The 18,243-nt window shown below is 72.3% G+C and carries 16 protein-coding genes and 1 pseudogene; 7 read left to right on the forward strand and 10 right to left on the reverse strand.

What is annotated here, in order from left to right; all coding sequences use genetic code 11:
* Positions 1 to 163: 163 nt before the first annotated feature.
* Positions 164 to 1,126 carry a hypothetical protein gene (locus tag O7621_RS17865; protein ID WP_282230319.1) on the forward strand — a complete coding sequence of 321 codons (963 nt, stop codon included), beginning with the start codon at positions 164 to 166 and terminating at the stop codon, positions 1,124 to 1,126.
* 87 nt (positions 1,127 to 1,213) lie between these two features.
* Here O7621_RS17865 and O7621_RS17870 read toward each other — a convergent pair whose 3' ends face one another.
* The 6 genes from O7621_RS17870 to O7621_RS17895 are packed head-to-tail and all read right to left on the reverse strand — an operon-like array spanning position 1,214 to position 7,530.
* Positions 1,214 to 2,071, reverse strand: coding sequence for a GDSL-type esterase/lipase family protein (locus O7621_RS17870; protein ID WP_282230320.1), 858 nt, complete (start codon positions 2,069 to 2,071; stop codon positions 1,214 to 1,216).
* 38 nt (positions 2,072 to 2,109) lie between these two features.
* The gene (locus O7621_RS17875; protein WP_282230321.1) at positions 2,110 to 3,078 is read right to left on the reverse strand and encodes an NAD(P)-dependent oxidoreductase; all 969 of its coding nucleotides are present in this window, start codon (positions 3,076 to 3,078) and stop codon (positions 2,110 to 2,112) included.
* Positions 3,075 to 4,205 (reverse strand): cytochrome P450, encoded by a 1,131-nt coding sequence (locus tag O7621_RS17880; RefSeq protein ID WP_282230322.1) that lies wholly within the window; start codon positions 4,203 to 4,205, stop codon positions 3,075 to 3,077. The genes O7621_RS17875 and O7621_RS17880 overlap by 4 nt, the downstream gene beginning before the upstream one ends.
* On the reverse strand, positions 4,198 to 5,688 hold the full coding sequence (locus O7621_RS17885; protein ID WP_282230323.1) for a class I adenylate-forming enzyme family protein: 1,491 nt from the start codon (positions 5,686 to 5,688) through the stop codon (positions 4,198 to 4,200). The genes O7621_RS17880 and O7621_RS17885 overlap by 8 nt, the downstream gene beginning before the upstream one ends.
* Positions 5,689 to 5,716: 28 nt before the next feature.
* Entirely contained in the window at positions 5,717 to 6,505 is a 789-nt protein-coding gene (locus O7621_RS17890; RefSeq protein ID WP_282230324.1) for a glycosyltransferase, read from the reverse strand.
* Positions 6,502 to 7,530, reverse strand: a complete 1,029-nt coding sequence (locus tag O7621_RS17895; protein WP_282230325.1) for a 3-oxoacyl-[acyl-carrier-protein] synthase III C-terminal domain-containing protein — start codon at positions 7,528 to 7,530, stop codon at positions 6,502 to 6,504. Before O7621_RS17895 ends, O7621_RS17890 begins: the two co-directional genes overlap by 4 nt.
* 123 nt (positions 7,531 to 7,653) lie before the next feature.
* Here O7621_RS17895 and O7621_RS17900 point away from each other — a divergent pair, with 123 nt between their 5' ends.
* The 4 genes and pseudogenes from O7621_RS17900 to O7621_RS17915 form a co-directional block, all read left to right on the forward strand.
* Positions 7,654 to 7,920, forward strand: a complete 267-nt coding sequence (locus O7621_RS17900) for a DUF6343 family protein (protein WP_282230326.1) — start codon at positions 7,654 to 7,656, stop codon at positions 7,918 to 7,920.
* Between the two features lie 353 nt (positions 7,921 to 8,273).
* Positions 8,274 to 9,461: an elongation factor Tu gene (tuf, locus tag O7621_RS17905; RefSeq protein ID WP_282230327.1), complete on the forward strand. Its 1,188-nt coding sequence runs from the start codon at positions 8,274 to 8,276 to the stop codon at positions 9,459 to 9,461.
* 167 nt (positions 9,462 to 9,628) lie between these two features.
* Positions 9,629 to 10,243 carry an ATP-dependent Clp protease proteolytic subunit gene (locus O7621_RS17910; protein WP_282230328.1) on the forward strand — a complete coding sequence of 205 codons (615 nt, stop codon included), beginning with the start codon at positions 9,629 to 9,631 and terminating at the stop codon, positions 10,241 to 10,243.
* Positions 10,244 to 10,270: 27 nt separating this feature from the next.
* A pseudogene (locus tag O7621_RS17915) lies at positions 10,271 to 10,468 on the forward strand (helix-turn-helix transcriptional regulator); the annotation flags it as partial.
* A 214-nt stretch (positions 10,469 to 10,682) separates the two neighbouring features.
* On the opposite strand, the gene O7621_RS17920 reads toward O7621_RS17915, so the two are convergent.
* Entirely contained in the window at positions 10,683 to 13,739 is a 3,057-nt protein-coding gene (locus O7621_RS17920; RefSeq protein ID WP_282230329.1) for a glycoside hydrolase family 9 protein, read from the reverse strand.
* Between the two features lie 314 nt (positions 13,740 to 14,053).
* On the opposite strand from O7621_RS17920, the gene O7621_RS17925 reads away from it, so the two are divergent.
* Positions 14,054 to 14,797 (forward strand): protein phosphatase 2C domain-containing protein, encoded by a 744-nt coding sequence (locus O7621_RS17925; RefSeq protein ID WP_282230330.1) that lies wholly within the window; start codon positions 14,054 to 14,056, stop codon positions 14,795 to 14,797.
* A 118-nt stretch (positions 14,798 to 14,915) separates the two neighbouring features.
* Here the strand turns inward: O7621_RS17925 and O7621_RS17930 are convergent, their stop codons facing one another.
* Together O7621_RS17930 and O7621_RS17935 are read right to left on the reverse strand one after the other, a co-directional pair.
* Positions 14,916 to 15,725 carry a SigB/SigF/SigG family RNA polymerase sigma factor gene (locus tag O7621_RS17930; protein WP_282234635.1) on the reverse strand — a complete coding sequence of 270 codons (810 nt, stop codon included), beginning with the start codon at positions 15,723 to 15,725 and terminating at the stop codon, positions 14,916 to 14,918.
* Positions 15,726 to 16,009: 284 nt separating this feature from the next.
* On the reverse strand, positions 16,010 to 16,849 hold the full coding sequence (locus O7621_RS17935) for a transglutaminase family protein (protein WP_282230331.1): 840 nt from the start codon (positions 16,847 to 16,849) through the stop codon (positions 16,010 to 16,012).
* A gap of 194 nt (positions 16,850 to 17,043) precedes the next feature.
* Here O7621_RS17935 and O7621_RS17940 point away from each other — a divergent pair, with 194 nt between their 5' ends.
* Entirely contained in the window at positions 17,044 to 18,033 is a 990-nt protein-coding gene (locus O7621_RS17940) for a pirin family protein (protein WP_282230332.1), read from the forward strand.
* Positions 18,034 to 18,068: 35 nt separating this feature from the next.
* Here the strand turns inward: O7621_RS17940 and O7621_RS17945 are convergent, their stop codons facing one another.
* On the reverse strand, positions 18,069 to 18,203 hold the full coding sequence (locus O7621_RS17945) for a hypothetical protein (RefSeq protein ID WP_278168539.1): 135 nt from the start codon (positions 18,201 to 18,203) through the stop codon (positions 18,069 to 18,071).
* Positions 18,204 to 18,243: the final 40 nt, after the last annotated feature.

An 18,243-nucleotide genomic window follows, 5' to 3' on the forward strand; every position in this document is an offset into this window, starting at 1 on the left:
CAGTAGACAGTGATGAGCGAAATTTCCTCTACTGGTGGTTTGACGTCATCGGTCAGTCGTGCCGATGTCGCTGAGGGATCGTCCGATTAGCCGACGAGAGAATGTGGCGCCCATCACAAAATCACCCTGGGTGATCGGGGTTCGGCCTGCCTAGCCTCGTCGAATGCCTGATGACGACACCACAAGGAGCGAGGACGCCACCCTGAGTCGCGATGACCGTTCGGCTGATGTCCCCTCGGACACCGTGCCGACCGGCGCGACCCGGGCCATCGCCCGGTGGGAGCGCCTTCGCAACCGGCTGCCCGCCCTGTCGTACCCACACTCCGCCCGGCCAACCTCCCAATCGCTCGGAGCCGCCCTGCGTCACCGCCCCAATGCCCGGACGGCGCTGGTCGTCACCGTCGTCTGCGCCCTCGGCGTGGTCGCGGCGGTCGAATCGACCGCCGAGGCGCCGGAGGCGACCGGGCCGGCTCCGGCCGCCGCCGAGGCCGACCTGCAGCGCCGGGCCGATGCGGCTGACGGTGCCTCCCGGGCCCAGCGCTCCGAGCCCGGCGAGGGGGAACCGGCGGCCGCCGCCGCAGCCCAGGCCGCTGAGACCACCGAACCACCGGCCGACCCGGACGTCGCCGCTGCGGAGCCCACCGAGACCGCCGAGCCCGCCCCGGCGCCGACCTCGACCACCGTCGCCCCGGTCGCCGGGCTGTCCCAGGTGCAGATGGACAACGCCACGGCCATCGTCGACGCCGGCCTGGCGTTGCAGTTGCCGCGCCGGGCCATGGTGATCGCGGTGGCCACCGCGATGCAGGAGTCGACCCTGCTCAACCGGGCCAGCGAGGTACTGCCGGAGTCCAAGAACTACCCGCACCAGGGCACCGGCTGGGACCATGACTCGGTCGGGCTGTTCCAGCAGCGCACCAGCACCGGCTGGGGGGCGGTGGCCGACCTGATGAACCCGACCTACTCGGCGACCCAGTTCTATCTCGCCCTGCAGCGGGTGGCCGGCTGGGAACAGCTGCCGCTGACCGTCGCCGCTCAGGCGGTGCAGGTCTCGGCGTACCCGGGGCACTACGCCCAGCACGAGGCCGCTGCCGATGCCGTGGTCACCGCGGTGCTCGCGGCCCGCTGAGCACCGCCCGTCCCGTTCCGCCCGTCCCACGTACCGACCGGAACACCGGTCAAGCCCTTTGACGCCGTACGCCGCCAGCGGCCCTGGTCACCCGGCCAGGCCGCTGGCGGCGTACGCCACCTCAGCCAGCAGGTTCTGTCCGTCGGTGTCCGGGTGGAAGTAGTCCAGCCGGTTCAGTTGGTCCACGGTGAAACGGGTGTCGTGTACCGCTCCGTCGTCGAACCGGCACCGGTCGCCGTACGCCCGGCAGGCCCCGGCCAGCTCGCGGTTGTACGCCGCGACCCGGTCGCGTACCGCCGCCCGGCGCTGTGTCGCGGCCTCGTCGGTCGCTGTGGCGTCGGCCAGCAGCGACGGACACACGCCACGGTCCCAGGCCCGCACCACCCGCTCCTCGCCGTGCCCGATCTCCCACAGCCGGTACAGGTCGGGGATGCTCAACACCAGGACCTTCGCCTGCGGTAGCCCGTCGCCCAGCACCCGTAGGGCCCGGTCGACGTCGTCCCGGAACGCCGCCGCCGAGGTCATGTCCTGCGGTGTCGCCCGGCACACGTCGTTCGCGCCGATCAGCACCGTCACGTACTGGGCCGAGACGTCCACCGCCGACGCGGCCTGGTCGGCCAGCGCCGCCGCCCGGGCCCCCGGCACCGAGAAGTCGTGCTCCTGCCCCTCCATAGCGGGATTGATCTCGGCGATCCGTTGGTAGAGGCTCTCCACCCGGAAACCGTCGCCGGTGGACCACGAGTTGCGCCGGCAACTGGTCAGTACGATGCAGGAGCCGTACCCGGCGGTGATCGAGTCGCCGAGCGCCGCCATCGACGACGGCAGGTCGGTGCCAGGTGGCGGCGGTGCCGGCGTGCCCGGCCCGTCGCCGTCCTCGCCGGCTTCGCAGGCCAGCGCCACGAGGGCGCAGACAGCGGCGGCGCCGGCCACCCAACGTCGGTGCATCCGGACCTCCAGCGAGACGGAAAGCGACGGAAGGGTAACTATATGCGTCGGCGTGGATCTGGCGACACCCACCGGCCCCGGTGGGTCGACAGCTCCGCCAGGAACTCGGGCAGGGTCCGCCGGGGCACCCACCCCTGGGCGTACGCCCGACCCAGATCCAGCACCGTGCCGTACGCCAGCTGCTCCACCGCGTACCGGGTCAGCCGCCCGGTGCCCGGCACCCCCAGCCGGGTCACGCCGCCGGCCAGCGCCGCAGCGCCCAGCGCCACCGGAACCGGCACCCGCAGCGGCCGCGCCGGTCGCCCAGCCGCCGCCAGCACCCGGGTGACCACGGCGTCGCGGGAGTACGGCGTCGCGTCGGCCACGTTGTACGGTCCCGGTGGCCAGCGCAGCGCCGCCAGGCAGGCGTCGGCCAGGTTCTCCACCGCCGTCAGGCTCAGCGCCACGTCCGGACCGGGCACCGGCACCCGACCCCGCCGGACCGCGGCCAGCAACCGGGGCAGCAGATGCGGGTCGCCGGCTCCGTACACGGCCCGGGGCCGCAGCACCACCGCGTCGGCCGCCAGCGCCAGCCGCTCCCCGGCGGCCTTGGTCCGCCCGTACCCGGTGGGCTGGCCGTCGGTCGGGTGATCCTCCCGGATCGCGACGCCGTGCCGACCCGGCCGGTAGACGCTGGCGCTGCTCACCCAGACCACCGGCCGGTCGGCCGCCGCCCGCAGCAGCCGGGCGGTGCCCGCCACGTTCACCGCGTGGTACGCGGCCTCTGCCGCCGCGCCGGCCGGTGGATCCCCGACCGCCGCCGCCAGATGCACGACGACGTCGACGCCCCGCAGGTCCGGAACCTCCCGGCCGGCGTCCCACGGCACGTGCCGGCCCACCGGGCCGGGGCGGCGGCCCACCGCCACCACCTCGGCGCCGGCCGCGGCGGCCGCCCGCGCCACCGCCGACCCACAGAAGCCGCTGGCCCCGGTCACCGCGACCCGCAGCCCGGTCAGCCGGGTGTTCACCGGGTCGCCCGGACCGTCAGCCGGGCCCAGCCCGGCAGCGCCGACCGCCGGTCCACCCGCGCCCCGGTCACCACCGGCCGGTACGGCGCCAGCGCGGCGAGCACATCGTCGAGCTGGGCGTGGGCCAGCCGGGCACCGGGGCAGTGGTGCGCGCCGGTGCCGAACACCAGATGCCCGACCGCCACCGGCACCGGCGCGTCCGGATTCGGGTGCGGCGCATCGGCGCGGGCCGCGTGCCGGGCGACCAGCAGCAGCCGGTCGCCGGCCCGCAGCCGGGTGCCGGCCAGCTCGGCGGTGCTGGTCGGCTCGGCAGCGCCGGCCACCACCCGGGGCAGCACCGGGCTCGGCGCGGTCACCCGTAGCAGCTCCGCCACCAGCACCGTCCGCGAATCGGCGCGGTCCGCCGCCGGCCACAGCCGGTCGTCGGCGCACCAGGCGACGGCCCGAGGAATCGCCGCCACCGTCGTGTTGATCGAGGCGACGGCCAGCATGCCGGCCCGGGCCGCCTCGTCCGCCGGCCCGCCGAGCAGCCGGGTCAGCTCTGCGGCGGCCGACGCGGTGGCGGCGCGGTCCCGGCGGGCCCGGCCCGGCCAGCGCAGCCCGGGCAGATGCCCCCGGGCGGCGAGCGCCGCAGCGGACCGGGCCGCGGCGGTCAACGCGTGCGCCGGCACCGACACGTCCAGCATCGCGGCGGTGCTCGCCCCGGACAGCTCGGCCACCAGGTCGACGACATCCACCTCGCCCCCGTCGCCCAGCGGCGCCAGCCGCCGCCGCAGTACCTCCAACCAGACCGGCCGCAGCCGGGCGACCCCGTCGGCGCCGAACACCGACGCGGCACCCCGGCGGGTCTGTCGGTGCCCGGCACCGTCCTGGTCGAACAGGAACCCGTCGCCGCCGGTGGCCCGGCGCGCCGCCCCGGCGGTGGTCCGCTCGGCCGAGCGGTCCAACGGGACCCGACGCAGCGCGTCGGCGAACGGCGCCGCGTCGTGCACCAGCACGATGCGGCCGATCCGGCGCACCGGCGCGCGTCGGGTCGCCGCCAACAGGGCGAACAGCACCGGATGGCTACCCAGGTAGACCAGCCGGTCCCGGCGGCGGCCCCGCCGGGTCGGTCGCTGTTCATCCATCGCCGGCCACCCGCGCCGCAGCTCGCGCCGTTACCTGCGCCGCCAGCTGAGCCGCCGCCTGCCGGTCCGGCTTGCGGGACCGCCCGGCCAGCGGAACCCGGGCGAACACCACCCGGTCCGGCCGGGCCGACCCCATCCGGTCCAGCACCGGCCGCAACGCGACCCGCAGCCTGGCCCGGTCGGCGCCCGGCTCCGGCTGCACCACGGCCACCAGCTGTTCGTCACCGTCGTCGACCGGCACGCCGACCAGTACCGCCAACGCCACCCCCGGCACGTGCAACGCCGGCTCGTACAGGCCCGGGTAGATGTTCTCCGCCGCCCGCAGCACCATGTCCTTGCACCGGCCAGCGAGCACCAGCCGGTCGCCGTCGAGCCGGCCGACGTCGCCGGTGGCCACCTCGGCCATCGGCGGTTCACCGAGGTACCGGTCCGCCTGCCCCGGACCGGACAGTCGCACCTGCCCGGTGTGGTCGACCCGGGCGACCACCCCCGGCAGTGGCCGGCCCACCAGGTCTCCGTCGGCGGCGTACCCGCGCTTGTCGGCCTCCTCAACGGCGGCGGCCGGGAACAGTTCGGTCAGCGCGTACACCCCGTACGCCCGGTCCGCGCCGGCCCGGCGGACCCGGCCCAGCAGGGCGGCGCTGACCGGGGCCGAGCCGCTGAACACCTGCCCGGTCAGTCGGGGCGAGTGCTCCAGCACCGCGCGCAGTTGCGGCGGCGTCAGGTAGGTCGCCTGCGGCCGCAGCCGGGTCAGCTGCCGGGCCAGCAGCGACGGCGACCGGGCCGGCAACGCCACCGGCGCGCCGGCCGCCAACGCCGGCACCAGTACGAAGAACGTGCCGCCCAGCACCGGCACATCGGGCTGCGGGCCGACCAGCCCGGTCACCGCCCGCATCCCGGCGGACAATCCGGCCCGGGTGTGCACCACCGCCCGTGGCCGGCTGGTCGTCCCCGAGGTGAAGACGATCACCGCGTCACCGTCGCCGTCGAACGCCGCCGGTAGCGGGCCGACGCCCGCCGGCAGCGTCGGCGCGCAGCCCGGCAACCGGCGCCCGACCGTACGGACCGGGGCGATCCGGGTCAGGTCCGGCAACGCCAGGTGTGCGCGGCGGGCCAGCGGGCCGGCCCAACCAGCCACCGCCTGCGCCGCCGAGTCGGCCAGCACCAACGCCGGCTCGGCCACGGCGAGCCGGGCGGTCAGCACATCCGGGCCGGCCGTCGGGTCCAGCACCGCCACCCGCACCCCCAGGTGGTAGGCGGCCAGCAGCACCGCCAGCGACCGGGGGCCCGGGCGTACCGCCAGACCGAGAGTGTCCCCGGCGGCGAGCCCGTGCCGGGCCAGCGCGGCGGTGTACCGGTCGGTGAGGTTGGTCAGTTCACCGGTGGTGGCCCGGACCCGGGACCGACCGGTCAGCGCCGTGGCGGTCAGCACCGCCGGTCGGAGCGGGTCGGCGCGCAGTACCGTGGCGAGGCGGTCCAGCATCAGCCGCAGTCCTTCCCGGTCGGCGGACTCACCGCGGGTCCTCGGTCAGCGGGCCGGCACCCCGGTCCAGGTACCAGGCGGCGGTGCGGCGCAGGCCGTACGCCCGCAGCCGCCGGGTCGAGTTCTCCACCACCATGTCCCGGCGGTGGACGATCGCCGACGTGGTGCGGCGTACCCGGTTCAGGAAGGCCCGGTCGGTCGGCGACGGCCGGCGCGGCATGCCGCCGCACGCCTGGTACAGCTCGGTGGTGACCGCCATGTTGTTGCCGGCGTGCATCCGGTACGGCGCCAGGTAGCCGTCGCCGCGTCGGTGTGCCGGCCGCAGCCGACCGAACGACGCGGCGAGGAGCACCAGCAGCCGGAACCCGGCCCGACCCAGCGGGCCGTGCTCGTCGCGGCGGGCCCGGATCGCGCCGCAGACCAGCCCGGCACCGCCGGCCAGCCCGGCCCGGGCCGCCGCCACCCAACCGGGGTGCGGCAGACAGTCGGCGTCGGTGCGGGCCAGCCACCGGGCGCCGTGCGCGATGGCGTACCGGAAACCGGTGTCGACCGCGGCGCCGACGCCCTTCTGCGGTTCCTGCAGCAGCCGGACCGGAAACGGCGCGGCCGCGGCGAACCGCTCGACTACGGCGGCGGTGCCGTCCGTGGAGCCGTTGTCGACCACGACCAGGGTGAAGTCCCGGTCGGTCTGGTCGGCCAGCGCGGCCAGCGTGGCACCGATGCGGACCTGCTCCTGGTACGCCGGTACCACCACCCACAGCGGCCCGGTACCGGCCGCCGCCGGTGCGGCGGGTGGCTGCTCGACCGCCCGGGTCACGGCTTCTCCCAGACCATCGTCATCACACTGACCCCGCCACCCAGGCCGACCGCCAGCACCCGGTCGCCGCTGCGCAGTCCGGCGTCGATCCGGGCCAGCTGCACGCCGAGCGTGGCGCTGGCCAGGTTGCCGAACTCGGTGACCGTCACCTCCAGCTTCTCCTTCGGCACCCCGGTGACCTCGATGAAGCGTTCCAGGTACGGCACGCTGACCTGGTGCACCAGGACGCGTTCGTAGTCGACCCAGTCCCAGCCGGTGCGCCGCCGAACCCGATCCAGGATGTCGGTACCGATCCGCTCGAAGACCGACCGCAGGGCGTGCCCGTCGCCGTGGAAGTAGGTGTGCTCGTCACCGCGCGGATGCCGGGAGCCACCGCCGAAGATGCCACCGACCGCCCAGTGCCCGGACCGGGTCTCGGTGTCGACGTCGACGATCCCGCCGTTTGACACCGGCTCGACCAGCACCGCCGCCCCGCCGTCGCCGAACGTGTAGCCGGCGAACGACGACCGGGCCTGCGCCATGCTGTCCAGCCGGGGACGCATCACCCGGGTCGGGGTCTCGCCGGTGACGACCAGCGCCCGCCGCGCCCGACCGGCGACGATCATCGACCGGGCCAGGTCGATGCCGTTGATGAAGCTGTTGCAGGCGTTGCTGACGTCGACCGCGTGCGCCGAGCCGCCCAGCTCGGCCTGCACGATGTGGGCGGTCGCCGGTTCGACCATGTCCCGGCTGGCCGAGGCGAACAGCAGCAGATCGACGTCGTCGGGGGTGTGCCCGGCGGCGTCCAGCGCACGCCGGGCGGCCCGCACCGCGAACGTCGAGGCGTACTCGTCGGCTGCGGCGACCCGACGCTGTCCGATCCCGGTCATCGTGGCGAACAGGTCGGGCGGCAGCGTGACGTCGCTGGCGGCGGCGATCCGGTCCTGCAGGTCGGCGGTGGCGAGGGTACGGTCGGGCAGGCTGACGCCGACCCCGGTGATGCCGACCCGGGGTGCGGTCCACTCCGGTGGCGACGGAATGTTCATCTGCTCAGCTTCCTGCCGGACCGGGCCGGTCCGGATGAGTAGGGGTGCTCAGCTCGACCTGGTGGTGCGGGCCGGCGTCGGTGGCGAGGTTACGGCCCGGCGTCTGCCGGGTACAGCTCGGGGATGGCCACGAAGTCGCAGCCCAAGGGGGCCCGGGGGACCGTCGGTCACGCCTACAGCGCGTTGAATCTGCGACTGGCGATGGCCGGTTTCGGACTGATCTTCTGCACTGTGCTCGGGGTGCTCGCCTGGCGGGCCGACCTGACCGCCGGCGCGATCGTGCTGTGGGTGCTGGCCGTGATCGCCCTGGTCGACCTGGTCGTCGTGCAGCGTCGCCGCCGGGCCCGCCGGCGGAGGCAACCGGGCGTACGGCATTCACTCTTCGAGTAAGCCGGCGTTCGCGCCCTCTGCGATCCAGGGCTCTCGCCGTTCGAGTGAGCCGGAATCTGATAGCCCCGCCCGGCGTTGCCGGCTAGCGTGACCGCCATGTTCGGCACCGTCGGCGCTGTGCGGCCCGCAGGTCTTCACCTGCCGGGCGCCGCCGTCGTGTGCGCGTGGCTGGCTGATACCCGAGGCTGACCCTCCTCCCGCTGCGGCAGAACCACGGAGGAGGGTGGCCCGGTCCTTCCGGCGCTGCCCGTCGACGGGCGCGCCGGGCGGCGTGGTTCTGCCGCGGTCGGGCGGTCTGGCACCCGCCCGCGTTCGTCGTCCGCCAGCTCGTTTCCCATCCCTGGAAGATCATCATGGCGAAGAGTCAGTTCGTGCGGACGAAGCCGCACATCAACATCGGCACCATGGGTCACGTCGACCACGGCAAGACCACCCTGACCGCCGCGATCACCAAGGTTCTCGCCGACCGGGACCCGACGGCCAACCGGTTCGTGTCCTTCGACGGCATCGACCGGGCGCCGGAGGAGGTCTCGCGGGGCATCACCATCAACATCTCGCACGTCGAGTACGAGACCGCGACCCGGCACTACGCTCATGTGGACATGCCGGGCCACGCCGACTTCGTGAAGAACATGATCACGGGGGCGGCGCAGGTGGACGGGGCGATCCTGGTCGTCTCCGCGCTCGACGGGGCGATGCCGCAGACCCGCGAGCACGTGCTGCTGGCCCGCCGGGTCGGGGTGCCGTACCTGGTGGTGGCGATGAACAAGGCCGACGCGGTCGACGACCCGGAACTGCTCGACCTGGTCGAGCTCGAGGTCCGCGACCTCGTCACCGAGTACGGGTTCCCCGGTGAGCAGGTGCCGGTGGTCCGGGTGTCGGCGCTGCGGGCGCTGGAGGGCGACCTGCGCTGGGTGAACTCTATCGTGGAGCTGCTCGATGCGGTCGACCGGTACGTCCCGGTGCCGTCCCGCGAGTTGGGTGAGCCGTTCCTGATGCCGATCGAGAACGTGCTGACCATCTCCGGCCGGGGCACCGTGGTGACCGGCGCGGTCGAGCGGGGCACCCTGCGGATCGGCGACCCGGTGGAGGTGGTCGGGCTCGGTCCGACCCTGTCGACCGTGGCGACCGGGCTGGAGACGTTCGGCAAATCGCTGGACATCGCCGAGGCCGGCGACAACGCCGCCGTACTGCTGCGCGGGGTCAAGCGCGACCAGGTGCAGCGGGGTCAGGTGGTGGCGGTGCCCGGCAGCGTCACCGGGCACCAACGGTTCCAGGCCCGGCTGTACGTCCTGACCACCGCTGAGGGAGGCCGGCACACGCCGTTCTTCGCGAACTACCGGCCGCAGTTCTACTTCCGTACCACGGACGTTGTCGGGTCGGTGCGGCTCGCCGACGGCGGAATGGTCATGCCGGGCGACACCGTCGAGGTGACGGTGGAGCTGGGCAAGCCGGTCGCGATGGACGTCGGGCTCGGCTTCGCGGTCCGGGAAGGCGGCCGGACGGTGGCCGCCGGCACGGTGGCCGAGCTGCTCGACTGAGACCCGGGTACGGCCCTTCGGTCCGACCGAAGGGCCGCACCCACAGTGGATGGCGCCGACAGCATTCTGCTCACAGCAGATCTCCTGTCAGCAGAAAGGGCAGCGGTCCGGTCCGCCACCGGTTGATGCTGGTAGCCATCATCACCGTGATCGAGAGGGCGTCACTGATGCGGCACACCAGTCCCGCGATGGCTGCGGACGGCGCGACCACCGGCTTCGGCGACCAGGTCTTCCAACAGCTGCTCAAGGAGCGAGTGATCTTTCTCGGCACCCAGGTGGACGACACCTCGGCCAACACGATCTGCGCGCAGATGCTGCTGTTGGCGGCCGAGGACAGGGAGCGCGACATATTTCTGTATATCAATTCGCCGGGTGGCGTGATCAGCGCCGGCATGGCTGTCTACGACACCATGCACTACGTCGGAAACGACGTGGCGACCGTCGGCCTCGGTCTCGCCGGGTCGATGGGCCAGTTCCTGCTCTGCGCCGGTGCGCCCGGCAAGCGGTACGCCCTGCCGCACACCCGGATCATGATGCACCAGCTGTCCGGCGGGATGGGCGGCACCGCGGCCGACATCGCCATCCAGGCCGAGAACATGCTGCACATCAAACGGACGACGATCGAGCGGATCGCGTTCCATACCGGACGCACTCGCGAGGAGATCGAGCGGGACTCCGACCGGGACCGGTGGTTCACCGCCGAGCAGGCCCGCGAGTACGGCATCATCGACCAGGTGATCGCCACCACGGCACAGCTGTCCACCGGTGGCGTCCCCAGCTGACCGGGCGAGCCGGGACGGAGACTCTCGATGCTGCTGCGACAGGTTATCGGGCGGGTGCTGCGTCGGCTCCGGCAGGACCAGGGCCGCACCCTGCAGGACGTCGCCCGAGCCGCCGGCCTGTCCACGGCGTACCTGTCGGAGCTGGAGCGTGGACGCAAGGAACCGTCCTCGGAGATGTTGGCGTCGATCTGCCGGGCGCTCGGTGTCGCGCTGGAGGAGCTGCTGGCGCGGGCGATGCAGGAGCTGACCCGCAGCCGTCCGATGGCTACCGTCCGCTGGCGACGATTCGTCCGGCCCTCGGGCGGCCCTGCGTCGGCCACCCGAGGGCGACGGGGACGGGCGGGTCCGTCCGTCGGCCGTCCCGGCGAGCGGCGGGCCGGCCGACTGGTGGCTGGCCCGCCGCTCGCGGCGCAGCAGCGGGCCAGCCACCAGCACCTGTTCAGGAGCAGGCCACCCCGTTGACGGTGATCAACTCTGGTGCCGGGTTGGCCCCGCCGGCGGTAGTGGCGTTCAGCCCGAACATCGCCGTCTCGCCGGGCTCCAGCCGGCCGTTGTAGGTTTCGTTGCGGGCGGTCACCGTCGCCCCGCTCTGACTGACCTCGGCCATCCACGCCTCCCGGAGCCGCTGGTCACCGGTGAACGCGAAGTGGACCGTCCAGCCGTCGACCGTGGCGTCCCCGGTGTTGGTGATGTCGACCTGGGCGGTGAAGCCTCCGCCGCCGGCCCACTCGCCGTAGTTGACGTACTCGGCCCGGCAGCTCAACGGCGCCGGTGCCGGCACCGCATCGCCCTGGTCGGCCAGGAAGGAGGCGATCCAGCTCAACGCCGAGTTCCAGTTGATCGCCACTTCATTGGTCGCGTACGACTCGATGTCGTCGACGTAGCAGAACATCGGCGCGCAGCCGTCCAGCAGGTCCCGGACGAACGGGTCGTCCAGGCCGGCGTTGGCGCCGCCGGCGATCGACCCGGCCGGCGGGATCGGTAGGTCCGGGTCGAGCTGGTTGCCGAAGATGCGGCTGTGCTGGTTGCGCGGGTACACCGAACCCCAGCCGGTGACGTAGGAGTGGTTCAGCGCGTTGCGGCCGAAGATGTAGTCCATCGTCTGCACGGCACCGTCGCGGTACCCGCTGTCGCCGGTCATGTCGTACGCCGTGGCGAGCACCACCGCGTTGTTGATGATGTTGCTGTTGGCACCCCAGAAGTAGGCGCCCCGGTGACCCGGCATCGGCAACCCGTACGCCTGGTCGGCCAGAGTGGCGAGGTAGGAGTCGGCGGCGGCCACCACCGAGGCGCGGATCCGGTCCCGCTCCTGCGGGGCGAGCCCGCTCGGCACGGTGGCCAGGTCGAGCCGGCCGAGCGCGGCGGTGGATCCCCAGCCGAAGCCGGTCGCGTCGAAGACGTCCCGGGTGTGGTGTGGCGAGGCGGTGACGTCGTCGAGGTAGCTCTGCTCGCCCGTGGTCAGGTACATCTCGGCCGCCGCCCAGTAGAACTCGTCGCTGACGTCACCGTCGCTGTAGGCGCCACCACCGTTGCCGTCGGCCGGGTCGGCGAGCCGGGCCGGGTTGGCCTTGGCAGCCGCGTAGGCCGTCGTCGCCGCAGTCCGGCACTGGTCGGCGAACGCGGTGTCGTACGGGGCGTACAGCCGGGCGCACTGGGCGGTGACGGCCGCCAGGTTCAGCGTGGCTGCGGTCGACGGCGGGTGCAGCTCCCGCAGCTCGGGGTCGTCCTCCGGCTGCAGCGGCAGGCCGGTCCAGTTCCGGTCGTGAATCTTGTGGTGCGCCATGCCGGCGAGCGGTTCACCAGCCGGCACCTGCATCCGCATCAGGAACTCCAGCTCCCAGCGGGCCTCGTCGAGGATGTCCGGCACGCCGTTGTCCCGCTCGGGCACCCGCAAGGTGCCGTCACCGAGCCCGGCCCCGCCGTCGGCGCTGGGCGCGGTCTTGGTCCGCTCGAACGCGCTGAGCAGCTGATAGGTGGCGATGCCACCGTTGACCACGTACTTGCCGTGGTCGCCGGCGTCGTACCAGCCGCCGCGCACGTCGAGTCGGTAGTCGCAGACACCGGGCTGGCACGGCACATCGATGTCGCCCTGGTTGGGGGCGACGCCGACGTGGCCGGCCGGGCGGGCGTACTCCTCGCCGACCAGGTCGCCGTCGATGGCGATGCCGCTGCGCTGGATGTAGAAGAACTGCAGCGCGTCGGAGCGCAGCTGCTGGTAGATGTCGCCGGAGATGGCGAACGGGTAGCTGGTCTCGTCGTCGGCAACCAGGGTGAACCCGGTGCCGGTGCCCCGGTACCCGGAGAAGTCGACGCTGTGCGTCTGCTCGCCGGAGGCACTGTCCAGCCCGCGTACGGTGCTGGTGCCGCTGGCGACGACGGCCCCGGCGGCGTCGTGCAGCTGCCATTCGAGCGGCTCGGTGGCGTCGGTGACGACGGTGGCGTTCTTGGGCCCGCCGGGCAGGTAACCGACCTGGTTGACCCGCACACGTGGGCCGGTGTCCGGCACGTACGGCGGCTCCTCCTCGCCGCCGCGCAGCGAGACGTCGTCCAGGCAGAAGGTGTACTCGTCGGCGTTGCCACCGACCTGGAAGGCGAGCTGGGCCCGTTCGGTGTCCTCGCTGGCGACGAAGGTCGCCTCGACCCGCGACGGTTCGGCGGTCAGCGCCAGGTCGCGGCCGAAGTAGCCGGTGTACGGGTCGGCGCCGAGCTGGACAACCGCCCGTACGGCGGCGGCCGGCTCGGCGGACGCCGTGAAGCCGATCGTGTACTCCTCGCCGGCGATCAGTGGCAGGCCCTCCTGCAGGATGCCGGCGTCCCACGGATTGGCCAGCCCGGTCGGGACGGTGGCGCAGAGCTGTCCGTCGACCACCCCGGTGCTGCTGGTGCCGTAGCTGATCCAGCCGTCGGTGCCGTTGCTGAAGTCGCCGTTGGTGATCTGCTCCGGCCCGCCGGGCGGAGGACCGGCGCTGTCGTCGCTGATCAGCGATACGTCGTCCAGGCACAGGGTGTAGTCGGCGGCACCGCCGCCGAGTTGGAAGGTGAGGGTGCCGTCGGGTGAGTCGAGGTTCGCGGTGAACTCGTATACGACCGCCTCGCCGTCCAGCCCGAGGTCCAGCTCGCGGCTGAGGACGGTGGTGTAGGGCTCCGCGTTGAGCTGGACGTTCGCCCGTACGGTCGCGGGGACGTCGCTGGCGGCTGTGAAGGCCAGGCGGTACGCGGCACCGTCGATGAGTTCGATGCCGTTGTGTCCGATGCTGGCGTCCCACGGGTTGGTGGTGCCGCCGGGCACGCTGGCGCATAGTTGGCCGTCGGTGGCGGCCAGGGCGACGTTCTCGGTGCCCCACCAGGGGGCTGTTCCGTCGTCGAAGGTGCCGTTGACGATATGTTCGCGTTCCTCGGCGTACGCCGTCGTCACGGTCAGGGTGGTCAACGCCAGGACGCTGGCACTGGTGCCAGCGAGCAGCGCGACCGTCCGGCGTCGTCTGGATCGGGTCACGGGGTTCCTTCCGCGCGTGGGTCGGACTGCCCGGGCCGGAGCGTCCGAGGACCGGACCTGACGTCGGTCCTCCCCGGGCCGCGCCGGAGGGCAGAATTGGGAGCGCTCCCATTGATCTGAGACGATGTTGCCAGGGTGTTACCGGGGTGTCAATCACGTCAGGCGCGGCGGGCCGCGCGACCGGCCCCGGACGTCTGATTTGCGGTGTTTCTTAACTTATGTCCGTCGCCCGACCGCAATTCTCCATGATCTTTAACATCTGCATGCTGATCTACTAGAGACATATCTGCCCTGTTCCTGGCAGGCTGCCAGCCATGACCCTGAAGCTGCGTTCCGCGGCGGTGACCGACCGCGGCCTGATCCGGAGCGGGAACCAGGACTCCGTGCACGCCGGCGACTGGCTCGTCGCCGTCGCCGACGGCATGGGTGGGATGGCCGCCGGGGATCTGGCGAGCAAGATCGCGATCGAGGCGATCGCACCGCTCGATGCGGCCGTCGCGGACGATGAACTGGTACCGAGGCTGCAGGCGGCGGTCGAGACCGCCAGCGCCGGGATCCGTCAGGCGATAGCCGAGGATCCGGCGCGGGAGGGGATGGGAACGACGCTGACCGCCCTGCTCTTCGCCAGGTCCGGCGCGGCGATCGCCCTGGCCCACATCGGCGACTCGCGGGCGTACCTGCTGCGGGGCGGTGCGCTGGAGCAGGTCACCCGGGACGACACGTTCGTGCAGATGCTGGTCGACGAGGGTGTCATCACTGCGGAGCAGGCCGCCAGCCATCCGCGTCGGGCGGTAGTCACCCAGGCGCTGCAGGGGGAGAACGTCAACCCCGCCTACCAGGTCTTCGAGCCGCAGACCGGCGACCGTTGGCTGCTGTGCAGCGACGGGCTGTCGAACGTGGTACGGGCGGAGAGCATCGCCGAGGTCCTGGCCACCTACGCGGACCCGCAGGCGGGCGCGCAGCGGCTGGTCGACCTGGCGATCCGGGCCGGTGGTCCGGACAACATCACCGTGGTCATCGGCGACATCACCGAGGTCACCGGCGACCTTGCCGGGTAACGGTTACCGAGTCGCCGGCTGCGGCCGGCCCGGGAGGTCGGGGCCGGCCGCAGCCGGTGGGAAGCCTGCAGCGTGGGTCGCAACCGGCGGCCGGCAACGGCCCGACCGACCGGCACGATCAGTACGTCGACTGCAACTGTCCGCGGAGCTTGGTCAGTGCCCTGGCGAGCAACCGCGACACGTGCATCTGGGACACGCCGATCTGATCGGCGATCTGCGACTGGGTCAGGTTGCCGTAGAAGCGCAGGGTGAGGATGCGCTGCTCGCGCTCGTCGAGGGTGGCCAGCGCCGGGCCGAGCGCGACCCGCAGCTCCGCCAGCTCGTACTCGCGGTCCTCGGCGCCGAGCATGTCGGCCAACTCGGTGGCGCGCTCGCCGTCGCCGGTCGGCGTGGACAGCGACACCGCGTTGTACGCGCGGGCACCCTCCAGGCCTTCGAGCACCTCCTCCTCGGTGATCCGCAGGTGTGCGGCGATGTCGGCGACCGTCGGCGACCGGCCCAGCTTCTGCAGCAGAGTGCTGTTCGCCTCCGAGATGCTCAGCCGTAGCTCCTGCAGCCGGCGGGGCACCCGGATGTCCCAGGTCCGGTCCCGGAAGTGCCGCTTCAGCTCACCGATGATCGTCGGGATCGCGTAGCCGGCGAAGTCGACCCCGCGCGCGGGGTCGAACTTGTCGATGGCCTTGATCAGGCCGACGGCTGCGGTCTGCGCGAGGTCGTCGGTCGGCTCACCCCGGCCGCTGTAACGCTGCGCGAGGTGTTGGGCAAGCGGGAGCCATGCCTCGATGGCCCGGTCCCGCAATGCCTCCCGGGACGGGTGCCCGGTCGGTAGCGCCGCCATCGCGGCCAGCAGCTCGGTCGCGCTGTCCTGCGGCGCGGTCGTCCGACGGTCCAGTGTGGCCGGCGTGGTCACCGACGGGTCCACTGTCATCGTCCGGTCCACTGTACTCGGCTGGGCTACTGTCGTCGGCTCGGTCACCGTGCGGTGTCCGGTCAGTGTCGCGGTCATGGTGGTCCTCCCTGCACCTCGTCCGCGGATATGGAGAGTGGTGCGTCTTGATGCGTCCGCTAGGGTCTTTCGGCCTCCAACAATAACCTGGTCGGTCAGTCAAAAGCTAGCCGAAAGTATGATGTATTTATCGCCCATGATTGATCAAGTCGGACATTTCTCTGCCTGTGAGCACCGTTTCCGGCCGTCGGTTACCCCGTACACGGTCAATGAAGCGTCACCAGCGCCTCATGATCGTCGACCGGCAGGTCACCCGGGGCGACCGCGAGGACGGACATCCCGGTCAGCTCCGACACGCCGTCGAGGGCGGTCGCGAAGGCGACATCCGCTGCGTCCCGGCCGGTCGCGATCCGCACCATGCTGGGCCGGGGCGCCAGCCGGGTCGCGTCCCAGACATACCACCGGTCACCGACAGCGGCCTCGGCGACCAGATGGAAATCCATCGGAGTCAGGCCGGGTGCGTAGACCGCGACCACCCGCGCCGGGATGTCGACAGCCCGGCAGAGCGCCACCGTCAGATGCGCGTAGTCGCGGCAGACGCCCGCCCCGCTGAGCAATGTCTCGGCGGCGTCGGTGCCCGGCCCGCTCGCCCCGGCCGTATACGAGGTCCGGCTGTGTACATAGTCACAGATCGCCCGGACGCCGTCCGCGTCGGTGCGGTGGCCGGGGAACCGTGCGGCCGCGAATCCCGCCATCCGGTCCGACGGGCAGTACCGGCTCGGCCGAGTGTAGGTGATGCGCTCCAGTTGACTGACCGTCGACCCGGCCGCCGCCGGGACGGGGCGTGGCGGCGTGGTCGCGCGGTACGAGATCGTGAGGTCTCCGACCGGCGCCCGTACCAGATGCTGACGGCCGCCGTCGGCCCAACTCCCGTCGATCTCCGTCACGGCAACGTCGTCGCCGTCCGCGGTACCCGCCACCAGCCGGGGCGGCGGTGCCGGCCGGTACGCCGTGACCTGTAGTACCAGTGTGGCTGCCGCCTCGACGCGGTAGCTGAGTCGGCAGCCGATCTCTCCTGCCGGCGGGGTCGTCCTCTGGTCACCCATTGCCCATTGGTACCCGTCGGACGCAATCGTCGCACCGGCTGCCGAGGGCGACCCCCGTCACGTCCGGCAGATGGTTGAACCCTTGATCAGAGCGTACGCTGCAACCGGCGACCTGGTCGGGGTCGGTAACCAGCACCACCCCGCCCACCTACCGGCAGAGCCACGCGTACCGCAGTTCGGAATCGAGGATCCCGATGCCCGCCATCACCGTCGACGACGTACTCGTGCTGCCCCGGGTGCCGGCCCACGATCCGGCCACCGGCACGATCCGGCCGGTACGCCGGGTCACCACCGCCCCCAGGGGCTTCGAGGGCGAAGGGTTTCCCGTACGTCGGGCATTCGCTGGTGTGCCGATGACCGAGCTCGACCCGTTCCTGCATCTGGACCAGATGGGTGAGGTGGAGTACGCGCCGGGCGAGCCGAAGGGCACTGCCTGGCACCCGCACCGCGGCTTCGAGACCGTCACGTACATCATCGACGGGATCTTCGACCATCAGGACTCGCACGGTGGTGGCGGCACGATCACCGACGGGGACACCCAGTGGATGACCGCCGGTTCCGGACTGTTGCACATCGAGGCACCACCGGAACACCTGGTCGCCAGCGGTGGGCTCTTCCACGGCCTCCAGCTGTGGGTCAACCTGCCCCGGTCGAAGAAGTTCGCACCGCCCCGCTACCAGGACATCCGAGGCGACCAGGTCGCTCTGCTCACCACCCCGGACGGCGGAGCACTGATCCGGGTGATCTCCGGCTCGGTCGCCGGGCACGACGGTCCCGGCTCCACCCACACCCCGATCACCGTCAGCCACCTGACGGTACAGCCGGGGGCGCAGGTGGACCTGCCCTGGCGGGCCGACTTCAACGCTCTGGTGTACATCCTGGGCGGCCGGGGGTCCGTCGGCCCGCAGCTGCGGCCCGTGCGCACCGGCCAACTGGCTGTCCACGGGCCGGGTGACACAGTGCTGATCGCAGCCGACGCCCGGCAGGACAGCCGCGTACCGCAGCTCGACGTGTACGTCATGGGCGGTCGGCCGATTCGGGAACCCATCGCCCGGTACGGGCCGTTCGTGATGAACACCCGGGCGGAGCTGCTCGCCGCGTTCGAGGACTACCAGGCGGGCCGGCTGGGGGCGGTGCCGGCGGCAGACGTTGCGCACGGTGCCGGCCAGCAGCCGCCACGTTGAGCCTCGCCGACGTGCTGCTGGCCGGGCACGGCGGGTCAGGAGACCAGGAACACCCCGAGCACCCCCAGCACCACCATCACCAGGACCGCGAGGAGTAGTCCCTGTTCACTCTGGATGGTTTGGTCGGAGTAGGTCTGCTGGGGATCCGGGGTGACGATTTCGGTGCTCATCGTGCCTCCTCAGCCTGCTGCCCTGGCATCTTGACAATGA

The organism is Solwaraspora sp. WMMD937 (genome assembly GCF_029581175.1).
Taxonomy (GTDB): domain Bacteria; phylum Actinomycetota; class Actinomycetes; order Mycobacteriales; family Micromonosporaceae; genus Micromonospora_E.